Source organism: Streptomyces sp. MNU76 (assembly GCF_020982545.1).
In the GTDB taxonomy this organism is placed as follows: Bacteria; Actinomycetota; Actinomycetes; order Streptomycetales; family Streptomycetaceae; genus Streptomyces.
On record NZ_JAJKLK010000011.1, the window covers coordinates 51,375 to 77,647 of the forward strand.

A 26,273-nucleotide genomic window follows, 5' to 3' on the forward strand; every position below is an offset into this window, starting at 1 on the left:
GCAAAACCCCTGATCAGCCGTGCATTGCGCAGGCCGCGCGATCATTGCGCAGACCTGAGTCCCGAGCCTCAACCCACTGCGCAGCCCCCACTTCCGCAACAATGAGGAGGGCCCTTGCGAGCACTGCGCATCGACCCGGACGCCACCGTCACAGACCTCGATCTCCCCGAGGCCGACGCGCATGCGGCGATCCGGGAGCTCGTCGGATCCCCCGACGCCGTCGACCAGGGCACCTACCACCGGCGGGCTGTGCTGCACATCCACGGCAGCGGCCAGCAGGCCGGGCTCCCGCAGAACCTGACCGCATGGGCCCTCGCGAGTGCCTGGCGCGGCATGGCCCTGTACCCGCTGGCCGGGACCATCGTCATCACGGGCCGCACAGCGACCGGGGACGTGACAGCACTCGACAACGACCTGGTCCAGCACGCGACGGCAGTTGCGCAGACCGTTCGGGAGACGCTGACGGAGTGGAGTGCGCGGCCTCCCGCCTCCGACGAAGCCGCCGTCAGCGAACTGCTCGCGTACGCAGCCCGCGACGTCGCCCACAGCCGATAGAGCGCGCTGCGCACCCAGCGGCTACAGGACCTTGCGCGCTGTCCCGCCCGAGCCGTTGAGGAGCTCGTTGATGAGCTGTTCGGTCTCCGTCTCCAGCGAGCAGTCAAGCGCCCGGTTGACCTGCTGGACGCGAGTGATGGCGGTGTGCAGTCCCTGCCGGTTCCCGGCCGCATACTCGAGGCGGCACCAGTCCCGGTACAAGAGCTCAGCGGTGTCGTCGACGTCGAGGCCGGTCGCGACGGCCTGGCGGGCGGCGCTGAGATCGTGGTGCGGGCCCGCGGGGGTTCGGTAGGTGGCCACGGTGTGCGCCACGTCGATGATCCGCGTGATCATCTCCTGCTGGTAGGGCTCGGCCCAGGGCAGAGGAGTGCCCCCGAACGGCTTGCCGCGGACCAAGGTGAGCGCCTTCTCCAGATCGGGCAGGCCGGCCGGGCCCAGCGGCAGAGCGCGTTCGACAAGCTGAAGGAAGCGGCTCCAGTCGCACCGCACTCCGGGGGAGAGCCGGTAGGGGTCCTCGCCGGACTTGCGCCGTGGAACGTAGGGGTTGCCGGCGGGATCGCTGCCCAGGGAACGGCGCAGGCCCTGCATCCGGGCGTTGAGGGTGCTCAGTCCCCACGGACTGATGGGATCCATGTCGGAGCACACGGCGTCCGCGCTCCGCCCGGGCCGGAAATACAACAGCGCGGCGAGCTGGGCCATGCGCGGGCCGTGGCCGGTGCTGTCCACGCCCGTCACCTCGACCGGGCCCAGAACCCGGATCTCCGGCGCGTGCAGGTCTTGAGCCGCGCTCTCAACCGCCCTCGTCTCCGCCGCAGGGGCGTCTGCGGCGTCCGTCTTCTTTTCCTTGGGCTCCGTTTCCTGTGCGGCCTGGGGCGCCAGAGTGTCGGTGCCCGGAGCTTGGTCCTCCTCGGCCGGGGGCGCCTGTGCGGTTGTCGGCAGGAGGCGCAGTCCGGTGGGGTCGGTGGTGGCGGCGAGCAGGGCCGGGAAGACCTCGCCGCTCACGTCTGCTGCCGGCGTCACCGAGGGGATTGTGCCCGGGCGGGCCGCGGGCACGGCCGTCTCCTGGGGCCCGGTCTGCTCGGTCTGGGCCACGTTGTCGGGCTCTTCTGGGACGTCCTTCCACGGGCCCTCAGCCGGGTGGGCCGGCTGCGCGGACACCCTCAGCGCGGTGGTGATCTGCAGATACGAGGCGTGCTCCAGACGCTGCACCGTGATCTCTGCGCCGACGGAATCGAGTTGCTGCGGTGTGCTGAGCGAGGCGTTGAGGATCTCCGCCTCGGGGAAGTGGGAGGCCGCCGTACTCGCCGGGGCGACCATGGTCACGGGAACCGTCCCCGCCTTGTCGATGACGTCGGCGAACTCCCAAGCCGCGTCAGGGTCCAGCGACGATGCGCACAGCACCAGGTAGGGCTGGTGACTGGTCTCGGGCATCTGGTGAGCCTCAAGCAGCCGCTCGCTCAGATCGCGCAGCGCGTGCGTGGCGTGGCGCATGTGGGCGATCCGCGCGGTGGGCAGCAGCTGCGGCAGGTCCTCGCCGAACCCGACCGTCACGACTTCGACTTCGCTCGCCCACGGGCTCATCCCGAGCTCCAGGGCGAGCGAGGTGCACACCTCGGTGATGTGCACCGGGTTGCCGTCCAGCAAAACGGCGGGCACCCGGGCGAGATTGAGCAGCAGAAGGTCGCCCGCTTCGGTGCTGCCGACCGTGACCAGCCCCGGATACGGCGCCGGCACTTCGCGGGCGGCCTCCTCGCCCAGGACGACCGCATCGGAGTCCAGGGCCCACCAGCCGCCCTTCCCGGAGACGAAGGGTGCCTGCGGCCTCTGGGCAAGGTCCTCGGGCAGCACCTCCACTGTGCGGGCGCTGATCCGTGCGGCCCGCAGCTGCGGCAGGACCGCAGGACCCTCCTGCTGGGCCACCTGGTGGGCCATAGTCCTCAGTACCGTGTCCAGGCGAGCTGCGCCGCCCGGTTCGGCGGCGGCAGCCAACTTCGCCTCCGCCGGGGACGTCTCCGACGCGATGGCGATCTTCTCGCCCGGCTTGCGGCGGCGGCGCTGCAGCGCCCTTCTCAGGGCGAGAGCACCGGTGATGGCGGCGGCCAGCAGCGCACCGGCGCCCAGCACCGTGCGCAGCACCAGCGGACCGTCGGCCGGAGCCGACGCCGGCGTCTCGGACGCCGCGGCGGCGGGGGAGGAGGCAGCGGCACCAGGCTGCTCAGCCGACGCCGACGGCAAGGAGGAAGAGGACGAGGCGCCGCTGCTGGGCTGCGGCGTCGCTGAAGCCGTTGCGGAAGGAGAGTGCTCCTCGCCGGGCCGCTCGGCGGGCCGACTGCTCGGGGTACTGGGAGCCGACGACTGTGGTGCGGGCGCGGTGCTCTGGCCTGGCGCGGGTGCCTGCCCATCGCCCGTGTCAGCGCCCGGCTTCTGCTCGCTGTCCGGCGCCTGAGTAGCCGGGGGAGTGCTCTCCTGGTTGTCCGCCGCATCCCTGTCGCTGCTCTCGCGCGGCGGCGTCTGCTGGTCGGGCTGCGGGCCGGGCACGGTGATCTGCTGTCCTGCGTAGATGACATCCGGATCGGTGATCGCGGGCAGGCCGTGCGGCTGTGGCTTGCCCGAGCTGGCCTCGAACAATTCGGGCCACTTGGTGCCGTCGCCGAGCTCCTCCTCTGCGATCTTCGACAGGTAGTCGCCCGAGTGGACCGTGACGGCGTGCTCGCTCCGGCCAGCAGAAGTGGCAGGACCGTCCCCCAACTGCGTGCGGACGCCTCCCGCCGCGGCGGCGTCGGGCATCTGAAGCTGCCAGCCAGGCTGCAGAAAGCTGTTCGCGCGGAAGACCTGGCCGTCCGGCATGAGACGGCCCTCGTTCAGGCTCGCGATCTCCCGCCACCGCTCGCCGTCGCCCAACTCCCGCTCGGCGATGCCCCACAGGCTCTCGGCCGGCCGCGCCTCGCGCACCGTGTACGACGTACCGGAGGCGGGTGTGCGCGCCGTGGAGGACGGCGAGGGTTGATCGGTCTCGCCTCCTTGCGAGGCCTGGACCGTCTGGCCGGGGATGACGGGCGCCGCAGTGGCCGGTGCGGCCTGAGCATCGGAGGCCAGGGCCGAACTCGTGGGCAACAGCACCAGGATGCTGCCGATCAGTAGCGCCGCAGCGCGCTGCGAGGCGCCCATCCCTCGCGGTGCGTGCCAGCTCCGGCCTCGCACCTGCGCGATCAGCTCGCGTACCGCACAGAAACTGAACTGCAGCCACCCGATCCAGCCCACCGCGACGAGCAACAGCAAAAACGCCGCGCCCGTGTCCTGCCGGTCCAGCAGGTGAGTGAGGTCGTCGTGGGTGGAAGCCCAGATGACCGGAGTGACCCAGGCCAGCAGCAACGGCAGCCCCACGACCGCGGCGACCAGAACGAGCAGGCTCAAGCCGGCCTTGAGAAGACGGGCCAGGGTGCGGGCAGCCGCTGCGGCGGGGGAGTGGGTGGTGCGCATCAGTTTCCTTCGGGAGCGGTGATGCCATGCAGGAGGGTGGCCTTGCCCTGGCCGGTCACCGACAACGAGCCGATCCCGACCACCGACAGAAACTTCGTGTCGTAGGTGCTGGTGATGTTCACGGTGAGGGTCTTGCCGTCGCCGGACACGCTGACCGTGCCGGTGGCGCCGGCGGAGCGCAGGTACGCCTGGGCGGCGGCCTGCGCGTCCTGCGGATCCACGACGATCGCATTGCCGCTGATGGCTTCGGCGGGGTCGATGGCCTGTCCGCCGGCCCGGGCTGCCTCGCCGGCGATGTAGTCGGCTCGTTCGACCGCGCGCATTTTGCTGCCGCCGTCGACGGCGACGCCGATGATGCCGATCAGTGCGATGACGCATACGGCGACGAACACGGTGACGCCTCCGCGGTCATCCCACCGTGTGTGGCTCTGCCTCATCTGCCGGAAGATCATCAGTCGCTCCGCTGCCGGTACTGGTCCACCACCGAGGTCGCCGTTGACGTGAGTGTCCGCGCCCCGGGAACGCCAGGCAGCAAGAGGTCGGAGAGGTTGACCGTGCAGGTCACGGTTGCGGTGACCGTGCCGACCTGGCCCACCGGAACGCTCAGGCCACCGGTGTCGATCCTGACGGAAGTCGACGCGCACGTGATGCCCTGGTCGTTCAGGGAGTCGGCGGCCGCCGCCTGCGCGGCGCCCTGGGCGGAGGCCGCGGTGCGGTGAATGGAGGCTTCCCTGGCCGCGTCCTCAGCCGCAGAGTCGATCTTCGCTCCGGAGGTGACGAGGCGTCCGCCGGCGATCGCCAGACACAAGAACATGATCAAAGATGGGAGGATGATGGCGGCCTCGATCGCGGCACTGCCCTCATCGCTGCGAAGCCTGCGAGCCCATCGGGCCCTGTTGCACACGTGGTTCACCCTCCCGGGACCGTCCAGCGTTCCACGGCCCCGGACGCCGACTGGGTGACCTGCAGGCCGGAGACGCCCGGGATCATCGACATTGCCGTTCCGGAGACCTCTACCCGCACACGCTGCCCGTTGCTGCTGGCCACGACGCTGTAGCCGCGCAGGCTGTCACCCGCGGTGCGCTCCAGCACGCTCCGCGCCTGGGCCGCACCATCGGCCGGGCTCGACTGGTAGGCGCGTGCTGCGGTGGCTCCTTCGCGGGCAGCGGTCAGGGCGATCTGCCTCGCGTAGTACCACATGGAAGCCTGGATGACGGCGACCGTGGCGAGCAGCACGAAGGGGAAGACGATCGCCATCTGGATGGACGTGTCACCGCGGTCGTCGCGCCATCTTCGCCCCCGCCACCAGTCTTTCAGCCGCTCCGGACGAGACATCCCTACAGCCCGCTGAGCTTGCCGTTGTACTTGGCGATCACGACTGCGATAGTCCCGGCGATCACCACGGCGCCGGTGACAGCGGCCACCCAGATGATGACAGTGGTGGTGCTGACGTCCCCGCGGTCCGGACGGCGCCTGGCTTCCTCCAGGCCCTCCTGCAGACGCGTGGTCAGCCAGTGCACCGCACGGTAGGTACGGGCTGCGGTGTGGTTCATGATCTGGGCTCCTTGCTCCTACAGCGGTTCCGAGTTGAGACGGTCTAGATGGTGAGCATGCGGATGACCGCAGGGAAAGCCATCAGAAGCATGACCAGGACGGCGAGCAGGGCTCCCGGGGCGGTCATCTTCTCGCTGGCGGCGTTGGCCTCCGCGGCCTGGTCGGCCAGCAGTTCGGCGTTGAGAGCGGCGGTACGGGCGCGCAAGGCCTTGTAGACGGCGGCGCCGTCGGTGGCCGAGCCCCGCATGATGTCGGCGACGTCGTCCAGGACGGGCAGGTCATACTCGGCGGCCAACTCCGTGAGTGCCTGATACGGCGGGATCTTCTCCAGCCGGGCCCGGCGCAGCGCGCCCTGCAGGTACAGGAAGGGCCAGCCGGCGCCGACTTCGGCGGCCTTCTCCAGGGCCTCGGTGGGACCGGCGTCGGCGGCTCGCTTGAGCGCGACCAGGTCCAGGTAGGCGGACAGGGCGTGCGCGAATTCCTCCCGCGCCCGCTTGGCCTGATCGCGTACCGTGAGATCGGGCGTGATGAACAGCAGCCCCGCGATGAGGAGTCCGACCGCCCCGGGCACGTAGAACGGCAGGGAGACGCCCGCGATGATCCACGGGATCGTCGCGATCACCGGGCAGAACAGGCCGAGCGCGGCGAGCGCCACCTTCTTGACCATGAACTGACCCGGCCCCTGGCCGAGGAGAGCCAAGTTGGTGGTGGGGATCCGCACGCCGGGCAGCCGCTCCAGGCGGGCCAGCAGCCACCGGCCCCACACCTCCTCGCGGTCCAGCTCCGGCTCGGGCATCGTCAAGGTGGCCGGGGCGCTGCGCGCGAGGGCGGGCCCCAACGCGGGCTGAGGGCGGAGCAGTTCCCGGACCAGCAGGGCGAGGCCGGCGCCGACCGTGCCGCCGGTCAGGAGGACGGGGAACAGGTTCACGAGCTGACTCCTTCCGGCTCACGGCCAGCGACCGGTAGGACGTCGGGTTCCGTCGCGGGAGCAGGCAGCCGGACCGTGCTGGAGGGGTCGATGATCAAGAATCGGGGGGTACGGCGGAAGGAGCCCAGCTGCCGCATCAGGGCGAGCACCCCGATGAACCCGGCCGTCAGGAAGGCGAGCACCAGTTGTCCCAGCAGCGTCGAGTACGGCTTGGTGTAGCTGGGTACGAAGAACCCGGCCGCAACCACGCCCACGGTAATGATGGTCATCCACCGCACCGTGGTCCGCGGCTTCGCCCGGTCGGCCTCGATGGCGCGCTTACGCGCGACCTCGTCGCGCACCGTTCCGGCCAGGTCCTCCAACGCCTGCGCCAGGCCCGGGCCGCGGTCGTTGACCGACAGGATGAGCGCGGCAACCACCTTGTCCGCGGTGACATCGCCCAGTTCATCAGCGAACGCGCGGAGCGCTCCCTCCGGCCGCCACCCCAGGCGCAGCCGGTCGGACAGGTTGATGATCTGCGGGGCAAGCTCTTCGGGAGCGCCCTTACGGCTGGTCATCATCGCCTGCTCCAGGCCCATGCCCAGCCGCAGCAGGCCGGCCAGCCGCTGGGTCCACTCGCTCAAGGCCTCCAGCTGGCCGATGCGCTCCTGCGCAGTCTGCGACGGGGTGATCAGCCAGGGCACGCCGATGACGGCCGCACCCAGCAGAACGCCGCCCACGAAGTTCCCCGAAACCAGCCACACGCCCGCGAAGACCACGACCGCCACGACCGCGAGGGTCCGCCGGCGCAGCCGGACGTCCTCACTCTGGTCCTTCCCCGCGCCCAGAGAGCGCCACCGCTGCCACAACGGAGCCCGGCGCGGCGCAGTTGTCCCAACGAACCCGGCCACGACACCGATCAGCCCGCCGACGACGGCCATGCCGCTGAGCAGTCCCCACAACAGGGTCATCGGCGCGCCCCCACCTTCAGCGGCAGCGGGGCCTGCCAGGCCCCGTAGGGCTGCTGCAGCAGGGCGGAGTCGAACCCGACACGCCGCAGGTCGTCGACGCAGCCCGGATCCATCCGCGGGACCGCCCGAAGCTCGCCGAACTCGGCCCCGGGGGAGAAGACTTCGTTGGTGGCAGGGCGGCCGGACTCGCCGATCCCGGTCAGCTCCAGGACGTGAGAGACGTAGCGGTGGCGGCGGCCGCCGATCTGCGTCTCGTCCGTCATGTCGACGTACACGATGAAGTCCAGGCCGTTCGCGGTCTGCCGGTAGGCGAGCTGCTCGGACAGGTTGTCCTGGGCGAGCGCGTACAGCTCGGCGATCCGGTCGAAGATGATGTCCGGGCGGCGGGCGTGGATGGTGCACAGGTTGCCGCCCGAGCCGTTCGTCAGCGCCTGCATCATGGCGACGACTTCGGGTCCGCGGACCTCACCGACCACGATCCGCTCCAGCGACATGCGCAACGCCGGGTGCATCAGGTCCAGGAGCGTCACCTCGCCGGCGCTGCGGCCGGTGACGTCCCTCTCCCCGTTCGACTCGCGCCCGACCAGGGAGACGACCTGGCGGTGGTAGCCGTTGGCGTGGGCGAAAAGTTCGTCCTCGGTCTGGATGGTGGCAAAGCGTGTCTCGGGGTCGAACTCCTTGAGCATCGCCCGAAGCAGCGTTGTTTTCCCAGCCTTCTGCTTCCCTGCGATCATGATGTTCTTCTCCGCGCGGACACACGCGCCGAGGAACTCCCGCAGGATCGGGTCGATCGTGCCCAGCCGTACGAGGTCGTCCAGGTCGGCGTGGGAGACCCGGTGCCGGCGGATGACCGCATAGGTCATCGGCCCGAGTCCGGTGATGGCCTGAAGGCGGGAGCCGTCCTGCAGGGACAGGGCGAGGGTGGGGTTCGCGGTGGAGATGGTGCGCTCGTTGTGCCCGGAGCCCCGGGCCAACTCCCGCAGCAGTTCCAGGAGTTCTTCTTCCGAGTCGGCGATCGGTCCGACCATGCGGCGTTCGCCGTCGCCGTAGTCGAGCCACACCTCGTTCGGGCCCTGGATGATGATGTCCTCGACCCGGTCATCGTCCAGGTACGGCTGGAGCCTTCCGGCACGGAAAAGCAGGTCGTAGACGCCTCGCCGCAGTGCTTCGTCCTCCTGCGGCGCCATCGCCTGGGCGTCCGACCACAGGGCGACCGCCTCGTTGATCCACTCAAGGCAGCGCTGTTCTTCGCTCGCCCGGTCCATGTCCGGCGTGGTCTTCAGTAACTCTTCGCGCTGCTTGGCGACCTGGGCCGCGATGTGACGGGCGACCTTGTAGTCGACGGTGACCTGAGGTGCCGCGGCGCCGAGCACATGCGTACTCGAGGCGGCACCGGCCGGTGCATGTGTGCCGTTCGCCTGGCGCGACCACGCCTGCTGGGGGCGGCCGGGCGGGGAAGCCACCGTGGGATCGGTGTGCAGAGGCCTACCGCGCACGGGTCACCTCGCCCCCTGCGGTACGCACGCCGCCCGGATCGAGGCGCGCCCGCCGCATTGCGGCCCGCTGAACCAGCAGCGTGGTGGCCGTCCGGGCGGCCTTCATCAGCGGCGACTTAGTGAAGTGACGAGGCTGTTCCACGCCGTCGGACAGGACCTTGGCGTCCTTCGGGGCGTACGGCAGGGTGGCCACCACGGGCACCTGGAGCACGCGCTGCACCTCGCCCGCGGGATACGGACCCTCGTTGATCATCAGCACGCTGACGTCGCCAACCCGTTCCTCCAGGGCGCGCACCCGGCCCTCGGCTGCCTGCAAGCAGCGCAGGGTGTTGCGCACGACCATGAACACGGCGTCGGCCTGCTCGGCCAGGACTCCGGACGGCCCGAAAGCACCCCGGCGGCCGAGGTCGATCAGGACGTCGTGGCTGTGCTCGGCCTCGATGCCGCGGAAGATGACCCCCAGGGCTTTCCATACCGAGCCCAGGCTCGCCGCTTGCGCAGGATCGGTGATGCCCGGCAGCAGCAGCCGGTCGCGCGGCGATTCCTTCTTGCCGTCCTCGCTGCTCAGGTCGATCAGCTGACGAAAGAACGCGTCGCCGAGTTCGCCCTGCCGGGCGGCGACCGAGAGGTTGCGCAGCCCGTAGCGGTCGCCGAGCGTGCCCTGCAGCAGTCCGTGCAGTACTGCGCTGCCGTCTGGGTCGCACTCGGCCAGGATCATCCGCCGGCCCGGCTCCAGCGGCCAGGACAGCAGCAAGGCGAGCGCGCTTGTGGTTACACCGGGTGCACCACTGCACCCTGCCAGCGCGATGACAGCCATCAGCTGCCGTCCGGGGCAGCGAGGACCAGGCGCAGCGTGCCGGACGCCACCCACGCGGCCGCTGTGGGGCCGTCCGTAGCGGATGTGGCAACGTCCACGACCACGACTCCGGTGCCAGGAGCAGCGGTGGACGCCTTCACGACCCGTCCGTCGATGGTCTGCGGGACGGCATCCGACGTCTTGCCGGTGTCCGTCGCACCCTGGGCCGGGACATGGACCAGCTGTACCTTCTGGCCCGGCACCAGCGCGGTGGCCGGGATCTGCTTGGGCTCGAGCCCGATCGGCACCAACTGCTCGCCGGCTTTCACCAGCGAGTCCTTCGTCACCTGCGACGGGGCGAGAAGGGACCCGGGCTTGAGCTCCACGGCGGCCCGCTTGCCCACCACCGAGTCCAGGTCGTCGCTGCGCACCGCTTTGACGGCCGGGTCCAAGGCGAGGGAGGCCTTGCCCAGGTCGTCCTCCGTGAGGACCTGGCCGACCTGGACGTCCCGGACGACGGTCACCACCTCGGTGCGGTTGCCAACCTGCAGCAGCAGGACGGCAACACCAGCCCCTCCGGCGGCGATCAGCGCCAGGGACAGGGCAATGACACCTGGGCGCCGCCTGCGAGCCGACACGCGGGGCGGAGCCACCGGTCCGGCCACGCGCCCCTGCTGAGGGACTCCGTTCGGGGCTGTGTCTACACGTTCTTGGGTCTTGCTCAACGTTCTGTCCTTCCGGCGGCGTTACCTGACGACTTGCAGCTCGCCGATCGCCACCTGCCCGTTGGTTTGCCGGATCTCGGTGAGCTGGCCAGCCTGTCCGCCGCCCTGCCAGTCGATCGTCCACGTCGAGGTCGCGGTGACCGGGAACTTGCCGTTCTTGGCACCGGCTGAGGTCTTGGAATACACGTGTCCGCAGGTCGGGGACTGGGCCATGCCCTCGGAGGCCTGGTAGGGAGTACCGGGGCCGTTGCACGTCACGCTGGCTCCGTCACCCATCTTCCACACGATCTTCGACACCTTCGCGGTCGCGGTGACGGTGATCCCGCCCGCTGATGCCGAAGCGGTGTTGGGCCCGAAGGTTGTGGCGCTTTGGTTGACCCACATCCACATCGGAACGCCGACGGTGTATTTCCCGGCCGCGCGCGGACTGGCGATGTCTGGACCAAGCAGAGTCATCGAGTCGACGGCCCGTTGAGCCAAGACAGCTGGGTCGACAGTCTCTTGCGCCGGCGGCTCGGCCAACCAGACCATCCGAACGATGGTGTCTCCGTCGACGCCATCCCAGCCACATGTCTGTTCGTACACGGCCCCGTCTCCGGGTTCGTGGCCTTCCCAGTCCAAGCTGCCGGCGGGTGGCTGCGGGTCTGCGAGCTTGTAGACGCAGACCGTCTTATCGGTGGGATCGCGACCGTCGGACGAGCCGCTTCCACCTGTTCCGTCCGTGCTGCCGCTGCCGCCGGCTTGGCCGCCGCCCTGCCCGGGGACGTCTACCTCGACCTCGCAGTCGTACAGGCCGCACTCGATGCCGCCGTCGCCCTTGGGGTCATCCTCCGCGTAGCTGGTGACAGGGACAGAGAGCGTGGCCAGGACGGTTGCCGCAGTGATGACGATGCGGCGCGTCAGCATGATTTCCCCTGGGGCTCATCGCGGGTGACGCGCCACCCTTCCGGATACTTCTCGACGGTGCTGAGAATCCGGTACTTCGTCAGCCGGTTCTCCGGTTGGGACACTGGCTTCTTGGTCTCGGCATCGACCCTCCGCCACTTGGAGATGTCCAGGCAGCTGGACACGGTCGCGTTGGGGATCTTGCCCGAGACGTTCACCTTGGTGACCGTCTGGTCGGTGAGGGCGACGCTGCCGGTGTAGATGCGGCCGCGGTCGTGAGCGCGCTTGGCGTCTGCCTCGGCGTTCTTCAATGCGGAGGATGCGGCGTACTGATCAAGGTGCGCGCTCTTGCCGGTAGGGTCGGCGTAGAGCTTCTCCATCTCCTGCCAGTAGGCCCCGTATGCAGTGACTGCTTCCTTCTTCGCGGTCTCCTTCGGGTCGGCGGGAGCAGACGACTGCGGAGACTGTGCGACGCTCGGGGACTCGTCTGTCGCCTCATCCTTCTTCCCGTCGGATGAGCTGCACGCGGTCAGGGCGAGGGCAGCGCACAGCGTGATGGAGGCGGCGGTCTTTCGGACGTGAACAGCGGAGTGATGGATTTGATGTGCGCGACGTTTCACGATGCCTCCCCGTACGGCGCGGTGTGACCTGACTGCTGCCCTGCGCCGCCGGCGGACGGCAGTCCAGCTCCGCGGCCTGGTCCAGCTGCGGTGATCCGTTTGCGTAGCGGCAAGATTACGCATATGCCAGTCAACTTCCCAGCTCGATATTTGAGTTCACTCACACAACTCGGGACGTATCCGGTCACTTTCGGACCCGGATGTCGATTTGTAGTTCTGTGGCTTCGCTCGTCGCGTCCGTGCACGATCAGGGCGCGTTCGTCGAGCCGAACGGAGCTTGTGAGTCCGCTGTGTGCGAGAACGAGATCTCGGCTCGTCGGTTCTTCTGGCGGCCGGCCTTACTGGCGTTGGAGGCCACCGGGTTCCGCTCGCCGAACCCACGTGTGTCGAAGGTGACCGCCGCGCTGCTGAGTTCCTCGGCCAGCACGCCCTGGACGGCAACGGCACGCTGCCGGGAGAGGGTGTCGCTGTGGGAGGCGGATCCGAGGTCATTGGTGAACCCGTACTCCCGGACCGCCGTTCCCGGCTACTGGGCATAGGAGTGCTTCCTTTCGCTGAGGGGTCTGGAGACGGGCATCGCGTCGCCGGGACTGCGCCCGGCGTCGCGAACGGGGGAGGGAAGGCCGGATGCCTCACTTCTGCTGGACCGGCGGCCACCCGGGTGATCGCGTCATCGTCGAGGGTGACGTGCCGGCCGGGGAAGCGGCCGCGCACCGTGCTCAGGTCGGCGGGGTCGAAGTCGCCGTTCCCGTGGGCCGTGCACGCGTCCCCGACGTACGAGACGTCCCGCGTCCGGGTGGGCCACCCGTCATCGGATGTCGTTTCTGAACTGCGAACTTGGCCAGCCGCGTGCGACATGTGACGTCCCCTAACATCGGTGCACAGCAGGGAGGTTTCAAGGCGAGGCCTCGTTATGCAGAAGTAAACTATATGTTCACCTGAGCAAATCTCAAGAGGTTGGGGCGCAGTTGCAAGGCTGCGACATTCGGCCACTGCGAACGCAGTGTCACAGCTCGGTCCACGGGCGGGGCTTGTCGCCGGCCAGCGGAACCCACACGTCAGCGGTGGGGCCGTACTCGTCCAGGTCCTCCAGGACGACCGCCCCCAGCGGCACCTCGCGAGCGAACTCGGCCACGAGCGGATGATGGGCGACCATGGCCTTGAGGTCGCTGATCCGGTTGTCCATCGCCTGGCGCCCAGCGCCGGTCAGCACGAACAGGACCCGGGGGAACACTGGATACCAGCGCAGCCAGCCGGGCCCGCCCGCCTGCCGGCGTCGACCGATCGGCTGCGGCTCGTACGTCCACAACCTCGCGTACTCGATCAGCTTCGCCGCCAAGCGCTCGCTGCTCATGGTGGCGCGGTCGACCTCGACGAACGCTCGCAGCTTGCGCCGCTGTTGGCCCTCAATGAGCGTGTAGTGCATGACGGCGTCGGCCACGACCTTCTCGCCGTCGCCGATCGAGTGGAACGCCTCCGGAGTCCAGTCCAGGTGACCGTGCTCGTCGCCGCGGCGGCGGGCATCCGCGACGAACGCCAGGTGCGTCCGCAAGACCGTGAGGGTGTGCGGGGTCTTCAGTGAGGCGGCGGTGGCCGAGGTGATCGGGTACGGCGGACGGCCCCGCAGCGCGGGCCAGTCCCGCGTCAGGCGGGCGCCCTTCGGCGTGAGGTACCAGACCCGGGTGCGATGGGACTGCGGCAACACGACGAAGTCCACCAGGTGCTCGCCCAGCAGGTCGTTCAGCCGCTCCGAGACCGACTGGCGGGAGCGGTCGGGGCGCAGCAGGACGTGCAACTGGTTCGTGGAGGCCATGCGGTGCTGGGCGAGTGTGGCCAGGAGCTGATGCTTGAGTGGTTCGGTGGGGCTGGGCGTGAAGCCCGCCGGCGTCCGGTCCTTGGGCTGGGCGGTGGTCAGTTCCATTCGTTTTCCTCTTTCGACAGGTGGACAGCGGCGCCGGCAGGGGTGTGCGCGGCGAGGAAGGCGGCGACCCGTCCGAGCTGCTTCGCGGCGCGGTCAGTGAGCTGGTCCAGCGGGAGCGCTTGGGCGTTCGCCTGCGCGGCCCGCTCCAGCGCGGGGACCTGCTTCGGGCGGGCCTGGGAGGCGAAGATGTCGTCGATATGGGGGCCGCGCAACTGGACGGGTCCGACACGGCGGCCGCGCACGTTCATGGAGACGTAGTGCTCGAACCGCTCCATGGTGGCGACCCGGTCCGGGCTCGGGTTGTCGCCCCACTCGGCGGTGATCGGCGCGATCGCCGACTTCGAACCGGCGGTCGTGGCCAGCGTGGACGCGTTCTGCACCAGGGACAGCCGCACCGGTGTGGGCAGGCGGGACAGCAGCTGCGTCATGCCGTGGACGTGGCACCGGTACTTGCGCAGATCCTCGAACATCGCGGCGATGGTCTCCGGGGCCGCGCCGGTCAGGGTGATCAGCTCGTCGAAGTACGGGCGGAACGGCACCCGCTTCTCCTCGGGCGTGTCACGCCTAGAGCGCGCGGCCCGCAGCAGGTCGCGGGCGAGCAGCGCGGTCAGCAGGCGGTCAGTGGGTCCGTTGCCGCCCGGGCACACCCACACGATCATCTTGGAGTCCATCGCCGCGCGGATGTTGTAGACACCGACCGGCTGGCCGAGGAAGGCGCGGGTGACGGGGTTGGCGGCCAGGCGGGCGATCGGGTTGAGGACCACGGCGAACGCGTCGGGCGGCAGGGTCGGGAACACCGCCTTCCACCACGAGCGGCTCTCCTCATCCAGCCGGCCCGCCACCGCGGCCAGTGCTGCCTTGCGGAACGACGCGTCGGTGAGCAGGGCCCGTACGTGGAAGATCGTGGCCTGGTCCTCGGGCTGGCCGGCCTGACAGGCCGCCTCGTTCACCGCGACCAGGACAGTGAGCGCGGCGGTGAGGATGGTGAGCGCGCGCGGAGCCGTCGCGTCGTCCCAGGCCAGTGCGGAGGCGTAGGCGTCGGCGATCGCCTCGACGACCTCGTGCGCCGGCTGCCCGTGGTGCATGCCGAGCGGATTCCACGAACTCACCCGCGGGTTGGCACCGAGACCGTTGAGGTCGACCAGCGCGATCCGCGGCATCAGCTGGTCGTGCGCCAGGAATGCGGTGGCCCGCGGCCAGGAGTCGCGGTGCGGGTCGACGAAGACCAGCCCGCCGCCCGCGTGCGCCCAGGCGATCGCCTGCGCCAGGGCGCGCTCGGTCTTGCCGCCACCCGCCTTTCCCGTCCCGACCTCGAACAGGGTCTCCTCGGCGTACGTGGCGACCAGCCGTTCCCGGCCGTCCGGACCGCGGTAGATGCCCTGCAGCAGCAACTCGGGCTCGCCGAATTCGAAGGTCGGCAGGTCCCCGGCGTGCACCGGCAGACGGCAGTTGACGGTCGGGGGCTTGAGCAGGCCGCACAACTCCTCCAGCCTCACCCAGTTCGCGCGCGGCGGCTGGCAGTGCCCCAGATTCCAGCGGCGCTCGAAGCCGTGCCGGGTGGGCCAGTGGTCGGCGCCGAGCCGCCACGGTCCCAGCCTCCAGCCGCGCATGGCCCACCGGGAGCGGCCGCCGAACACATCGAACGCGGCCTGGAGCTGGGCGAGCCTCGCCTGGGCGCGGCCCTCGGTGTTCGAGGCGCACATCACGAGCAGCTGGACCCTCACCAGGTGGTCGTCCTCGGCGAGCTTGCCCAGCGCCTCGGCCGGCTCGACCCGGCGGGGCACCGGCGGCATCACCAGCCGCCGCCCAGCACCTGATCCGGGTCGGTCGCTGAGGAGTTGCTGCAGCTGCCCGCTCCAGGAGTCCTCGATGCCGCTGGCGTCCTGTCGCAGCCAGCGCGCGGCCCGCTGGGCCTCCCGGCGTTCGGACCGGCGCGCGGCGCTCATCAGCTGCAGGCGGCGCGCCCTCAGGGCCCACTTCGGGGCGCGCTGGATGTCGAGCCGTATCTCGGCGAGGTCGCCGAGTTCGGCCCGCAGGTCGGACACCGCGTCGACGAGCGGCTGGAGAGGGTCAGGGTTGAGCGGCACTTCACGCAGCGGAGAGATGAGCTTGCCGCGCAGGATGAACTCGGCTCGCACGGTGTGCTTCCGGGGCTCATCCACAATCGGCCGGGCCCGCTTGACGGTGATGTCCGGCCCGAACGGGGTGATGGACAGCAGCCGTTCACCGCCTGCCGGTCCCTCGACGCGGTAGCGCAACGGCATACTGCCATCCGCGCGCAGCCGGATCTGAACGGTCTTCGCCCGGCGCGGCGCCCACCAGGGCATCGCCGTGGACGCGCGGGCGAGCTGGACACCGCGCCTGAAGATCTCCTCAAAGCCCGGGTCGAAGTGCCTGTTGGAGACAAGCTCCAGAGCCATCCGCTCGGCCGAGGCGTGCGCCGCGAGCCGACGGACCACCCACTCGCCCACGCCCCAGCACACGGCGATGGCCCCGGCGAGCAGATACCAGTGGTCGTAGAGCCAGTCGACGGTGTCGATCAGGCCGGTGAGCAGGCCGAGTACCTGCCCGGAGGCCGTGTCATCGGCCCGGTCCGTCAGGTGCGGGGCTGCGGAGTCCACGTAGCTGTTCCCTTCTTGATAGTGCGGGTGAAGTGCCAGTCGGTGATGCGGAGGTCGGTGAAGGTGCCGCCGCGGTCCGTGCCGGCCCACACCAGGTGGACCACCGCCTTGTCCCGGCCGCCGTCGCGGCGGGCGATGGCGGCCTGGATGCGGAAACGGGCGGTGGCGAACGCCGGGGCCACGGCCTGGTCCGAGTCGGGAAAGATCGTGGGCCACTTGGTGCGGCCGACTCCGGTGGCGTCCGCGCGCAGCAGCGCGCGGCCAGCGGTGAGCAACTCCCGCTCGTCATCGGCGGGAAGGTCGGCGGGCCAGGCGTCCTCCAGGTTCTGCTGGACAGCCCGGTCGCCGGCGACGCCCTCGCCGTGCGGCGGCAGAGCGGACTCGAGGCCCGATGGTGTCGATGCGGTGGGTTTCGTGGAGGGAGCCGTGCTGGTGGCCGGCTTGCTGGCAGGAGGTACAGCGGCCGCAGACGACGGGTCCGTAGTCGCGTGCGAGGCCGTTGCCGCGGGCGGGGGTTTCTGGCCGTTCGGCACGCCCAGCAAGGCGATGCCGGCGACGGCGAGCATGACGGTGCTCAGCAACAGCAGACGCGGTGAGCGCGGAGTGGTGGTCACAGCAGTCGTGCTCCCCCCGCGTAGCCGGACATCGTGTTGACGGCGTCCTGGCGCACCACGGTGCCCGGGCGGGGGGCGTTGACCATCTGTCCGCTGCCCAGGTAGATCCCGACGTGATAGATGGTGGAATCGCGGCCGGGAGCGGTGGCGAAGAAGACCAGGTCACCGGGCTTGAGCGCGAGTGTGCCGAGGCTGGCCGGGATCCGCTGACCGACACCAGCCTGGGAGGCCGCGACGCGCGGCAGGCTGATACCGGCCCTCGCGTACGCATACTGGGTCAGCCCGGAGCAGTCGAAACCCTTGATCCTCGTGCCGCTAGAACCATTGGGTGAGCAGCAGATCCCGTGGCTCTTGCCGCTGGCGTTGCCGCCGCCCCAGGAGTAGGGGACACCCCGCTGGGAGAGTGCAGCCTCGATGACGGTGCGGACCTTGCCCGTGACGTTCTTCAGGTCCGGGTCCTTGGCTGCCGCCGTGTACTGGTCGATCCACCCGAGCACGTTGGTCACGTATTCGTCCGAGTGGTTGTACTGCAGGATCGCGGCCCTGAGCTGGGCGCGCTTGGAAAGGTCACGGCCGTTGCCGCACAGGTACACGGCGGCGCCGAGCGCGGCGTCGTCGGCGTTGTGCGGATCCGTCGTCTTGTCCCCGTTGCCGTCCTCCCCGATCGACTCCCAGGTGGAGGGCAGGAACTGAAAGGGGCCGACCGCGCGCTCCCCGGTCGCGGTGCCGTCCCAGCGCCCGTTGTCGGTGTCCGGGAAGACGGTGGTGTTTCCGCCAGCCCCGGAGCCGTTGAGGAGCACCCCGTAGATCTTCGGGATGATGCCGCCGCCTGCGGCGATGTTCCGGCCGATGGCGTGGTTGGACTCGACCTTGGCGATCCCGGCCAGGATCGGCCAGCGCATGCCCTGGCACTTGGGCACGTACTTTCCGACCTGCTGGACGGCCTTCTTGTAGGCGGTCAGCATCCGGGCAGGGATGTCCGCGGCGCTGCCGCCCTCGGCGATCCCACCGTCCTCCTGCGTACCGGTCTTGAGCGCGACGTACGCGCTGATCGCGTTCCCGACCGGCGCGGCACAGCACACGGCGGCGAACATCAGCAGCGCCACCACACATCCCCACCGCCGGACGCGGCGTCCAGGCCGGGTCACTCGTCTTCACCGTCCTCGTTCCGCCGCCGGGCCCGCTCCTGGCGCAGGCGTTCGGCCTCGGGCGCGGTCCGCCGCATCAGTTCCTGCATCCGGTCCCGCGCCTCTTCGCGCGCCCGGTTGCGTGCTCGCCCAACCCCCGGAAGAACCGGCCTGCCGAGATCGGGCCGAGGCTGCGGCGCCGGGCCGTTCCGGCGCGGGAGCGGTTGCGGGGGCGGCGTTGCCGTGGGACCGCCCGTCGGCGGAGTACGCCGCGCAGGGGCGGGTGCCGGACGGGCCGCCGGCCGTGGACGGGGTGCCGGCCGGGGGGTGGCGGCCGGTGTGGCTGCGGTCGGCAGCCGACGGCCGGTGAACGGGCCGGGGCCGCCGGCGTCGCTGTTCTCCCGGATGACCCGGGACACATGACGTCCCGTGTCGCCCCAGGCCCGGCCGTCCTCGCGGACGGTGTTGCCCCACACCCGCACCTGCTGGCGAGCGTCCTGGGAGTAGCGCGAGCCCCCGGACCGCGCCCGGCGGACGCCTGCCGGCAGGCCGACCGTGGCCCCGTACGCGGCCCGGCCGCCGCGGTTCAGGATGCGGTATCCGCGGAAACGGACCAGCCGGTTGTGCGCCCGGGTCGACAGCAGCGTCCGGTCGCTGTTCTGGTCGTGCAGTACCTGGCCGGTGTTGCGGTCGACGACCTGCCCCTGCTCGTTGCGGTACCGGTCGGGCGGGCCTGAGGGCCGCCGCGGCCCGGTACCGCCTGGACCACCATCCCCGCCGTCCGACGGCCCGCCCGCGCCGGGGTCGCCGTCGGCGGTGGGCTTGCGCCACTTGGCCAGCTGCTCCTTGTCCGGCCGGCGGCCGATCAGCAGCCAGTGGCCGCCCTTCGCACCGAGCCGAACACCCGCCCCGCCCACGGCGGCCGCCGCGGTGAGCGGGGCGAGCCCGCGCCCTGCTTCGGCGCCTGCATCGGCCAGCACCCGTCCGGTGTCCACAGGCATGCCCGCGCCGTCGGCCAGCGATGCCAGCGCGCCCATCAGGCGCTGCCGGGTGCCGAGCAGCCCGAACCGGCCGCCCCGCCACCCGTGAAAGCGCGCAGGCCCCGCCGTAACCGCCCAGCCCGACGGGCGAGTTCATGGCGAGCGCGGCGCCGAGCTCGGAGGTGTCGCCGGGCATGTGGGTGCCGCCGACCTTGGCGTAGCGCATCCGCATGGCCATACGCCGCCCGAAGGAGGCGATGCCGGTCAGGAGCCTGCGGTGCCCGGCCGCGCCCGCGACGGCCAGGACGTCGATGAGCAGGATCCGCTCCACCATCAAGTCGGGCCCGTCGGTGATGGTGGCGTCCACGGCGATGCCGAAGAACGGGATGAACGCGCAGATCCCGACCACGGTCAGGACCGAGATGCCCCAGATCGACAGCCATTTCCACACGGACTGGCGTGCGGGCCCGGGCAGCATGCCGGCGATGAAGGTGACACCACCCGCAGCCGCGGCCGCCACGCAGATGCCCTGGGTGCCCAGCAGCACGATGGCGCTGGAGAGCAGCATGCCGCAGATGAACAGCGCGGCGATGAGCAGCAGGGCGGCGCCGCCGACGCGCCACCAGGTGGGCTTCTGCGCATAGTCGGCACACGCTTTGCCGACGTCGCCGGCCTTCTTCATGTCCTGCATGAAGGCGTAGAACTCGCGGTCCTCGTCCGTGACGATCGCATTCGATGCATCCAGCAACTCGCCGCCTGGTGTCAGGGACGGCAGGTCGTCGCTGGAGGGCGTGTCGCCGTCGTTGCGCTCGCAGTACTTTTTAGCCTCGCCTCTGATCAGCTCGCAGGGGTCTTTCTCCTCGTCGTCGGTATCGCTCTCGCAGACCTTCCTCGCCTGGCCGTCGAGCAGGGAGCAGTTGTTCTTCTCGCCTTCGCTGTCCTTGCCGTCGGCCTTGTACCCGCCGGTTATCCATTTCAGGTGGACCGCGTAGGCCTTGCGGTCGGCGGTCTTGGCCGGGTCGAGGATGCGCCCGTACTGCAGCAGCATGTACGGCTTCACGATCAGCGCGTTGGTGATCGAGTCCTGGATCGGGCGGGCCACCTCTTCGGCGGAGACAGGCTTGTCGCCTTCACTTTCCAGGCACTTGACCTCCTGCATGCCGGCCATGCCGGCGCACGGGCCACGGCTGGCGAGCTTGCCGCCCCAGTCGTAGGAGTTGACGCTCTGCTGGGCGACCTCGGCGGCCACCTGCTGGGACTGCCCCAGGGGTCCGTCCTGGGCGAGCAGCGTGTCAGGGCGGATGAGAGCCGAAGCGGCGATCGCCCCGATGAGCAGGGTCAGGAAGATCTCGCCCAGACCGCGGCCGACACGACCGCGCACGATCATGAACCCCGCGAAAACAAACGCCCAGGCCAGCAGCAGACCCTTCAGCCCGAGCGTGTCGACGACCACGTTGTCGTAGGTGTCGGCGACCTTCTGAGCCGGACGGGTCAGGATCTTCAGCAGCGGGAACCGGAAGGCCAGCTCGATCGCCCACCCCGCCAGGCCGACCAGCAGCCGGATCAGGGTGAAAAGCCCGGACAGGGCGAAGGCCAAGGCCTGCGTCTTGAAGGCAATGAGGGAGCCGCCGTCGGCGTTCAGCTCGTAGCCGTTGATCGGCACCCCCTCGGAGGAGGTGATGTTCAGCGGCGCGAGCAGGTCTCCGGTCTCGCTGTTGCTGCTGGCCGCGTACACGACCTGGCTGTTCACCAGGAGGAACACGCCGGTGAGCAGCACCACGAAGCCGGCCGAACGCAGAGTCGCGCGGTCTGGACGGAACACTTCAGCGCCGCCTTTGCCCAGCAGCGGACCGCAGCCGCCACACCACCAGGGCAGCCACACCCGCACCGGCGGGCACCAGCCTCCACGCGGCACCGGCCGTGTCCTGCTGACCGGCGGCGGTGGTGGCCCCGCGCTCGCAGTACGCCTTGGCCGGCCCGACGATCAAAGCGCAGGGATCGTGGTGCACGGGGCGCGCATCGGCGGCGAATGCCTGCCCGGTGTGAGGCCACCACGCGTCCGGCAGGCCCACCCCGAGAGCGAGGATGACCGCGCCGGCGACGACGGCGATCACAGCGAGGACACTCACGGCCGCGGCGACGCGCCGGGAACGGTCCCAGGACGAAGTGGTCATCAGACGTGCTCCTTCGGACGGGCGTCCACGGCCTCACCGGCAGCGGGTGCGGAGCGCGGTGCGGCGCTCGTGCGGCGTCCCGGCGTGGTGGTGATGGAGGTGGTGATGCGCTGGATGCGGGGGATGGAGACCTTGACGCGGCCGGTGTTCTGCCGCGGGCAGGTCAGCAGGAACTCGCCCTCCCGGCCCTTCTGGCCGACGGGGGACAGACCGGTGGTCACCAGCCGCAGCAGCTCCGGGGCGCCTGGGTCGAGGCCGACGAACTCCAGTCCGCGGCGGGCACGCTCGCGGTCGGCGGTGCGGGCGAGCGCCCGGTAGGCCATCAGGCCCCGGTCGGGGCCGAGTTCCTCGGCGTCGTGGGATGCGCCGAGCAGCCCGGCGCCGTGCTTGCGGCCGTCGTGGAGGATCTCGTGGACCAGGGCGGTGCCCTCGGCGGACGAGGTGAGCCAGTACAACTCGTCCAGGACCACGGCGGTGAACCTGTTGGGGTCCTCGAACGCGGTCTGCCGGGCGATCGCGGCGATCAGGTAGAGCACCGCGCGCCCGATCAGCGCCTCCAGCGGCTGCTGGTGCAGGACCTCGGGCTTGTCGAACGCTGCCTTCGGCGGCAGTTTCAGACCGGTCGTGGTGATCACGATCATGTCGGTGCTGCTGGAGGCGTCCAGCCGGACCGGCGGCAGGGCCGGGTCGAAGACCATCCGGGCGAGGGAGTTGGTGGCGACGACGCGGATGAGGCCGGCGAGAGTGGCGGCCGCGTCCTGCCGCTTGCCCGCCTCGCTCGTGGCCATCTCCTCGAGGACTCGAAGGACGCGGTGCATGGACGGCTCCGGGCCGGCGGCGGCCTGCTCCACTGCGTGGTGCAGGACCTCGCCGCCTGTGCTCATCGGGCCGATGCCGAGCTGCAGGGTCAGGTAGGACAGGGCGTAGTGCCGTCCCTCGGGCCCGGTGAACATCCGCAGGGGGTCGATGGACACCTCTGCCTGCGCGGCGTCGATGATCTGGACGCGGCCCTTGGCGGCGGTCCGGGCGAAGGTGGCCCACTCGCGCACGGGCGTGCGGTCGATGCAGATCGCGCAGCCGCCGCGCGCCCATACGGCCTCGGCGATCAGCTTCTGCAGCACGCTCTTGCCCGCGCCGAGATCGCCGACGATGCCCATCGACGCCGACGCGTCGACCTTGGGCGCGTCCGCCACGTTGATCATCACGGGGCGTGTGGTGCCGCTGTCCAGGTCGATGCCGAGGAACATCCCGTTCGGGTCGCCGACCTCCGCGGCGGTGAAGGCCCCGGAAAGCGCCCAGTCCTCGCTGATCTGGTGCTGGGTGAACTCCCGCACCACCCCGGGCCGCACCGTGCCGGGCAGGCCCAGAGTGAAGAGAGCCTCCTGCAGGCCAGCCGGGCGCACGGCGCGGTAGTCGGCGCCGCCGAGCAGCGCGGCCAGGGCGCGGGCCCGGGCGTCGCACACTGCGGCGGTCGGCCCCCACACCGTCAGCACGGTGACCGACTGGACCTCGACCTCCACACTGGTGCGGGAGAGACGGGCGTCCAGCTCGCCGAGGTCGCGGGCGGCCTCCGTGAGCGAGGCGGGCATGCCGGTGGGGCGGGCGTCGTACTGGTCGGCCTGGTCGATCAACTCGTTCTTCTTGCGCCGGACCTGGTCGCGGGCCTTCTCCGCAGGCACGAGCGTGAGGTCGACGGTGTAGTCGACGGGGAAGTCCAGCAGCTCCAGCTGGGCGAACAGATCCGCGGCGTCCTGGCCGACGGCGGGCGGGCACTCGGCCAGCGCCAACTGCGCCTGGTAGCCGACCCCGGCGTCCGTCTCGACCTGCAGCCAGCGCCGCCCGAGCGGAGAGCCGGTGTTCAGCCGCCACCAGGCCTTGCGACCCGACCGCGTGAGCTGTCCCGCGCTCTTGAGCTCGTCGACGTCGTCGAGCTCGGGGTCGATACCGCCTTCCTGCAGGCGGACCTGGCCGAGGTCGGCGTAGCTGGGGGAGCGCAGTACGCCGTCCCGGATGCGCCCGCCGTACAGTTCGCTGCTCTCGGCCTCGGCGAGCAGCGGCTCCGCGAGGCCGCGGTGGAGGGCGTGCTGGATCAGCCACACGATCTCCGCCGGTCGGGCGGGGCGGAAGGCTATGCCGCCGGCGAGGGCGGCCTCCACGCGGGAGGCCTGCTCGCGGTAGGCGGTCACCTCGCGCCGTGCCACCGGCGCCGGCCGCATGCCCAGCATCGGGGACAGCTCGGCCCATGCCGCGCCGAGGGACGCCGACACCTGCAGGCCGGCGCTCTCGGTCTGCAGCGGCACCGCCAGCCACAGGGTGCGGCGGTGCATCTCCTGGTCGTCCAGCAGGTCCAGGGTGGCCTCGACGTTCTCCACCCACGGGTGCCGGCCCGCACCGGGTGCCTGCTCGGCCGGCTCGATGCCCTCGATCATGCGCAGGGCGACCTCGCCAGGGTCGACCTGTGCGCAGATCCCGAACAGGCGCGGTGCCCCGGACAACGACCGCACCAGATGTGTGATCTTGGCGAGCTGTTCGTCACGGACGGCAGCGGGCACGTACGTGCCCTGGACGGTCTCCTCCACCCGTCCCTGCGCGTCCGGGCCGGGGTGAAGACGGTAGAGGGCCCACACGCTGCCCTGCGTCGACCACACCAGGTGCCCGGCGATGTGACGGATCGGAACCCTCACCGCGCACCTCCGTCCTGCCCGGTGAGGGCGAGCAGCTGCTGCACACCCGACACCGGAGGCGCCGGCACTGCGGGAGCAGCCGGTTCCGCGTGGTGGCGCGTGGACGAGCGACCTGCGGCAGGGTCCGTGTGCGCTGCCCGGGAGGCACGCTGCACATCCGGACGGGACGGTGCGGCTGCCGCGGCGAGAGCGGGCGCATCCTCGATCGTGAAACCGCCGAGCAGGGGACGGGACCCGCGGTCGCGCGCGGCCCGTCCACCGATGCGCCCTCCGCGGGGCTGCCAGGTAAGCAGCACCCAGCCCAACGCCGCCTGCATCGGGGCGCGGCCCCGGATCTTCGGCCGGCGTACGGCCCAGATCGTCAGCAGCCAGGCCACGAGCGGAAACGGTCCCATCCACGACCACCAGCCGATGGTCTTGATGAGAAGAAATCCGCCGACGACGGCGACCGCGATCTGCGCGGGGGTGTACGGGCCGAGCGGGATCTTCCAGTCGGCAACCTTGCCCAGCACCCACGGGTGACGGCGGGCGGAGGTGTAGAAGCGGCCCACCCGGCCGGCGGCCGCGGTCACAGCCAGCCCCCAGCGCCAGGCGAGTGCACGCGGGAGGCCGGGAGCTCGGACTGGACGACGCCCGGGACGGCGGGTGCGCCCTTGGAGGGGTTGTTCACCTCGTCCTCGAACATGTTCGCGAGGCTGTCGCGCGAGTTGTAGAGACCCAGCGCGATCACCATCAGCAGCAGGGCGCCGATCCCCGCCTTCAGCGAGAATTTCTGGATCATGGTGACGACGACGAGGACGAGCAGACCGGCCTGCAGGCCCTTGGTCGCCCAGTTCTTGAACATGTTGATCCACGAGTTGCCGAGGTCGTCCAGCTGCCCGGCGAGCATCAGGTTGTGCACCGTGTTCACCGCGCACCGCCGTCCTGGACCGTGCCGGACTCCAGCGCTGCGACTTCCCACCGGCCCGAGCGGGCCTTGAGCACGAGTTCGTACGCCAGCGGCCACCGGCCGTCGGCGTCCCGGGCCTCCGCCTGGACGAGGACACGCACCTTCGTGCCGTCGGCCGGCACCTGTTCGGCGGACGCGGCCTCCTCGACGGCGGACACCTGCTGGACGGAGACCGCCGTGTACGGGGCGGGGGAGACAGCCGACAGCGTCACACCGGGAGCCAGGTAGCGGCTCACCTCTCCGGAACCGGTCAGGTACGCGGCGAAGAACTCCCCGACCGCGGACGACAGATCACCCTCAGGGACGCTCACGCCGTACGACGACTTCGCCACCTCGGCCCGGGCCGGACCGGCCACCACGCCGGGCGCACCGGTCACCGCGAACGAGGCGCCCGCGCCCCCGGCAGCAACCGGCACGGCGTAGTAGCGCAACCGTCCGTCGGCGTACTGCGCAGCCACCGTCACCGACCACGTGCCGCCGGTGCGCTGCGCACTGCGCACCGCCGTCACGGACTGCGGCTTCGACTGCGCACCCGCGGCCGGGTCCGGCAGTTCGACGTCGGGCGCGAGCGCCTGCGCAAGCCGCGCCTGCGCAGTCGTCGCGTCGTCCGCGCTGCTGCGCAACCACGCGCTGACGAACAGCTGCGCATAGCCGCCCGGGTCGGCGCCGGCTGCCGAAGTGCGCACGGCGGTGGGCTTGGCCGGGGTGGCCGCCTCGACCGTGGTCGGGGTGGAGGCGACGGCGACGCACAGGGCGATCGGGCCGGCCGCGATGACGGTCCAGACCGCCAGACGCGAGAGGCGTACGCGGCGCCGCATCGCCTCCAGACGGGCGCCGGCCGCCATCGGAGCAGCAGCCTCGCTCTCCGAGGCCTGCTTGGCAGGGGACATGGTCAAACTCCCAGGTCAGAACGGATGTTGCTGACCTTGAGAAAACCCGCCGACCCCGACCCGACCACCGACCATGAAGGCCCGACCATGGTCACGAACGGGCCACGAAGTCCATGGTCGGGGTCATGGTCGGCCCGACCACAGACCCGACCACGGGTTCGCCGCGAACATCCGAGCGGTCACCGGGGCTGGCACACACGGCGCGGCTACGGACCGCTGAGCGAACACCCGCCGTGCGGCCACTGGCCCCCGCGAACCGATGCGCAGACACACGCCTCCCGGACCACGATCGGCACCTGCGCAGTGCGGCACCCGGACCTGCGC

23 protein-coding genes and 1 pseudogene are annotated in these 26,273 nt (G+C 70.6%); 1 reads left to right on the forward strand and 23 read right to left on the reverse strand.

Annotated elements, in window-relative coordinates:
* Nucleotides 1–114 precede the first annotated feature (114 nt).
* Nucleotides 115–555, forward strand: a complete 441-nt coding sequence (locus tag E4N62_RS25055) for a hypothetical protein (protein WP_230217967.1) — start codon at nt 115–117, stop codon at nt 553–555.
* Between the two features lie 21 nt (nt 556–576).
* On the opposite strand, the gene E4N62_RS25060 is transcribed toward E4N62_RS25055, so the two are convergent.
* From E4N62_RS25060 to E4N62_RS25170, 23 genes and pseudogenes are all read right to left on the reverse strand, one after another.
* The gene (locus E4N62_RS25060) at nt 577–4,035 is read right to left on the reverse strand and encodes a LysM peptidoglycan-binding domain-containing protein (RefSeq protein ID WP_230217969.1); all 3,459 of its coding nucleotides are present in this window, start codon (nt 4,033–4,035) and stop codon (nt 577–579) included.
* Nucleotides 4,035–4,487 carry a TadE/TadG family type IV pilus assembly protein gene (locus E4N62_RS25065; RefSeq protein WP_230217972.1) on the reverse strand — a complete coding sequence of 151 codons (453 nt, stop codon included), beginning with the start codon at nt 4,485–4,487 and terminating at the stop codon, nt 4,035–4,037. Before E4N62_RS25065 ends, E4N62_RS25060 begins: the two co-directional genes overlap by 1 nt.
* Nucleotides 4,487–4,939 (reverse strand): TadE/TadG family type IV pilus assembly protein, encoded by a 453-nt coding sequence (locus tag E4N62_RS25070; RefSeq protein WP_374117056.1) that lies wholly within the window; start codon nt 4,937–4,939, stop codon nt 4,487–4,489. Before E4N62_RS25070 ends, E4N62_RS25065 begins: the two co-directional genes overlap by 1 nt.
* A gap of 5 nt (nt 4,940–4,944) precedes the next feature.
* On the reverse strand, nt 4,945–5,370 hold the full coding sequence (locus tag E4N62_RS25075; protein ID WP_374117057.1) for a TadE/TadG family type IV pilus assembly protein: 426 nt from the start codon (nt 5,368–5,370) through the stop codon (nt 4,945–4,947).
* A gap of 2 nt (nt 5,371–5,372) precedes the next feature.
* Nucleotides 5,373–5,588, reverse strand: a complete 216-nt coding sequence (locus tag E4N62_RS25080) for a hypothetical protein (RefSeq protein WP_230217978.1) — start codon at nt 5,586–5,588, stop codon at nt 5,373–5,375.
* 44 nt (nt 5,589–5,632) lie between these two features.
* Nucleotides 5,633–6,517 (reverse strand): type II secretion system F family protein, encoded by an 885-nt coding sequence (locus tag E4N62_RS25085; protein ID WP_230217980.1) that lies wholly within the window; start codon nt 6,515–6,517, stop codon nt 5,633–5,635.
* A complete protein-coding gene (locus tag E4N62_RS25090) occupies nt 6,514–7,467 on the reverse strand; it encodes a type II secretion system F family protein (RefSeq protein ID WP_230217982.1) in 954 nt (317 codons plus the stop codon). The genes E4N62_RS25085 and E4N62_RS25090 overlap by 4 nt, the downstream gene beginning before the upstream one ends.
* On the reverse strand, nt 7,464–8,963 hold the full coding sequence (locus E4N62_RS25095; RefSeq protein WP_230217984.1) for a CpaF family protein: 1,500 nt from the start codon (nt 8,961–8,963) through the stop codon (nt 7,464–7,466). Before E4N62_RS25095 ends, E4N62_RS25090 begins: the two co-directional genes overlap by 4 nt.
* Entirely contained in the window at nt 8,953–9,780 is an 828-nt protein-coding gene (locus tag E4N62_RS25100; RefSeq protein WP_230217986.1) for a hypothetical protein, read from the reverse strand. Before E4N62_RS25100 ends, E4N62_RS25095 begins: the two co-directional genes overlap by 11 nt.
* Complete coding sequence (locus E4N62_RS25105) at nt 9,780–10,397, reverse strand: SAF domain-containing protein (RefSeq protein ID WP_230217988.1); 618 nt, start codon at nt 10,395–10,397, stop codon at nt 9,780–9,782. Before E4N62_RS25105 ends, E4N62_RS25100 begins: the two co-directional genes overlap by 1 nt.
* A gap of 108 nt (nt 10,398–10,505) precedes the next feature.
* On the reverse strand, nt 10,506–11,390 hold the full coding sequence (locus E4N62_RS25110) for an ATP/GTP-binding protein (protein ID WP_230217990.1): 885 nt from the start codon (nt 11,388–11,390) through the stop codon (nt 10,506–10,508).
* A complete protein-coding gene (locus tag E4N62_RS25115; protein ID WP_230217992.1) occupies nt 11,384–11,749 on the reverse strand; it encodes a secreted protein/lipoprotein in 366 nt (121 codons plus the stop codon). Before E4N62_RS25115 ends, E4N62_RS25110 begins: the two co-directional genes overlap by 7 nt.
* Before the next feature lie 487 nt (nt 11,750–12,236).
* Nucleotides 12,237–12,482: pseudogene (locus E4N62_RS25120) on the reverse strand (hypothetical protein); the annotation flags it as partial.
* A 513-nt stretch (nt 12,483–12,995) separates the two neighbouring features.
* Complete coding sequence (locus E4N62_RS25125; RefSeq protein WP_230217994.1) at nt 12,996–13,910, reverse strand: replication-relaxation family protein; 915 nt, start codon at nt 13,908–13,910, stop codon at nt 12,996–12,998.
* Entirely contained in the window at nt 13,901–16,531 is a 2,631-nt protein-coding gene (locus E4N62_RS25130) for an ATP/GTP-binding protein (RefSeq protein ID WP_230217996.1), read from the reverse strand. Before E4N62_RS25130 ends, E4N62_RS25125 begins: the two co-directional genes overlap by 10 nt.
* On the reverse strand, nt 16,507–17,145 hold the full coding sequence (locus E4N62_RS25135) for a hypothetical protein (protein ID WP_230217999.1): 639 nt from the start codon (nt 17,143–17,145) through the stop codon (nt 16,507–16,509). The genes E4N62_RS25130 and E4N62_RS25135 overlap by 25 nt, the downstream gene beginning before the upstream one ends.
* Nucleotides 17,142–18,251, reverse strand: a complete 1,110-nt coding sequence (locus E4N62_RS25140) for a C40 family peptidase (RefSeq protein WP_230218001.1) — start codon at nt 18,249–18,251, stop codon at nt 17,142–17,144. The genes E4N62_RS25135 and E4N62_RS25140 overlap by 4 nt, the downstream gene beginning before the upstream one ends.
* 48 nt (nt 18,252–18,299) lie before the next feature.
* Nucleotides 18,300–21,074: a hypothetical protein gene (locus tag E4N62_RS25145; RefSeq protein ID WP_230218003.1), complete on the reverse strand. Its 2,775-nt coding sequence runs from the start codon at nt 21,072–21,074 to the stop codon at nt 18,300–18,302.
* A 1-nt stretch (nt 21,075) separates the two neighbouring features.
* Complete coding sequence (locus E4N62_RS25150; RefSeq protein WP_230218005.1) at nt 21,076–21,426, reverse strand: hypothetical protein; 351 nt, start codon at nt 21,424–21,426, stop codon at nt 21,076–21,078.
* Nucleotides 21,426–24,110: an ATP-binding protein gene (locus tag E4N62_RS25155; RefSeq protein ID WP_230218007.1), complete on the reverse strand. Its 2,685-nt coding sequence runs from the start codon at nt 24,108–24,110 to the stop codon at nt 21,426–21,428. Before E4N62_RS25155 ends, E4N62_RS25150 begins: the two co-directional genes overlap by 1 nt.
* On the reverse strand, nt 24,107–24,682 hold the full coding sequence (locus E4N62_RS25160; protein ID WP_230218010.1) for a hypothetical protein: 576 nt from the start codon (nt 24,680–24,682) through the stop codon (nt 24,107–24,109). Before E4N62_RS25160 ends, E4N62_RS25155 begins: the two co-directional genes overlap by 4 nt.
* A complete protein-coding gene (locus tag E4N62_RS25165) occupies nt 24,679–25,020 on the reverse strand; it encodes a hypothetical protein (protein WP_230218029.1) in 342 nt (113 codons plus the stop codon). The genes E4N62_RS25160 and E4N62_RS25165 overlap by 4 nt, the downstream gene beginning before the upstream one ends.
* Nucleotides 25,017–25,949, reverse strand: a complete 933-nt coding sequence (locus tag E4N62_RS25170; protein WP_230218038.1) for a conjugal transfer protein — start codon at nt 25,947–25,949, stop codon at nt 25,017–25,019. Before E4N62_RS25170 ends, E4N62_RS25165 begins: the two co-directional genes overlap by 4 nt.
* Nucleotides 25,950–26,273 lie beyond the last annotated feature (324 nt).

What these genes read in the sequence shown, in the direction of transcription:
- E4N62_RS25110 (WP_230217990.1), bottom strand. Translation starts at nt 11,390, where the DNA reads ATGCTGACGCGCCGCATCGTCATCACTGCGGCAACCGTCCTGGCCACG.
- E4N62_RS25115 (WP_230217992.1), bottom strand. Translation starts at nt 11,749, where the DNA reads ATGGAGAAGCTCTACGCCGACCCTACCGGCAAGAGCGCGCACCTTGAT.
- E4N62_RS25150 (WP_230218005.1), bottom strand. Translation starts at nt 21,426, where the DNA reads ATGACCACTTCGTCCTGGGACCGTTCCCGGCGCGTCGCCGCGGCCGTG.
- E4N62_RS25060 (WP_230217969.1), bottom strand. Translation starts at nt 4,035, where the DNA reads ATGCGCACCACCCACTCCCCCGCCGCAGCGGCTGCCCGCACCCTGGCC.
- E4N62_RS25080 (WP_230217978.1), bottom strand. Translation starts at nt 5,588, where the DNA reads ATGAACCACACCGCAGCCCGTACCTACCGTGCGGTGCACTGGCTGACC.
- E4N62_RS25170 (WP_230218038.1), bottom strand. Translation starts at nt 25,949, where the DNA reads ATGTCCCCTGCCAAGCAGGCCTCGGAGAGCGAGGCTGCTGCTCCGATG.
- E4N62_RS25090 (WP_230217982.1), bottom strand. Translation starts at nt 7,467, where the DNA reads ATGACCCTGTTGTGGGGACTGCTCAGCGGCATGGCCGTCGTCGGCGGG.
- E4N62_RS25065 (WP_230217972.1), bottom strand. Translation starts at nt 4,487, where the DNA reads ATGATCTTCCGGCAGATGAGGCAGAGCCACACACGGTGGGATGACCGC.
- E4N62_RS25100 (WP_230217986.1), bottom strand. Translation starts at nt 9,780, where the DNA reads ATGGCTGTCATCGCGCTGGCAGGGTGCAGTGGTGCACCCGGTGTAACC.
- E4N62_RS25125 (WP_230217994.1), bottom strand. Translation starts at nt 13,910, where the DNA reads ATGGAACTGACCACCGCCCAGCCCAAGGACCGGACGCCGGCGGGCTTC.
- E4N62_RS25075 (WP_374117057.1), bottom strand. Translation starts at nt 5,370, where the DNA reads ATGTCTCGTCCGGAGCGGCTGAAAGACTGGTGGCGGGGGCGAAGATGG.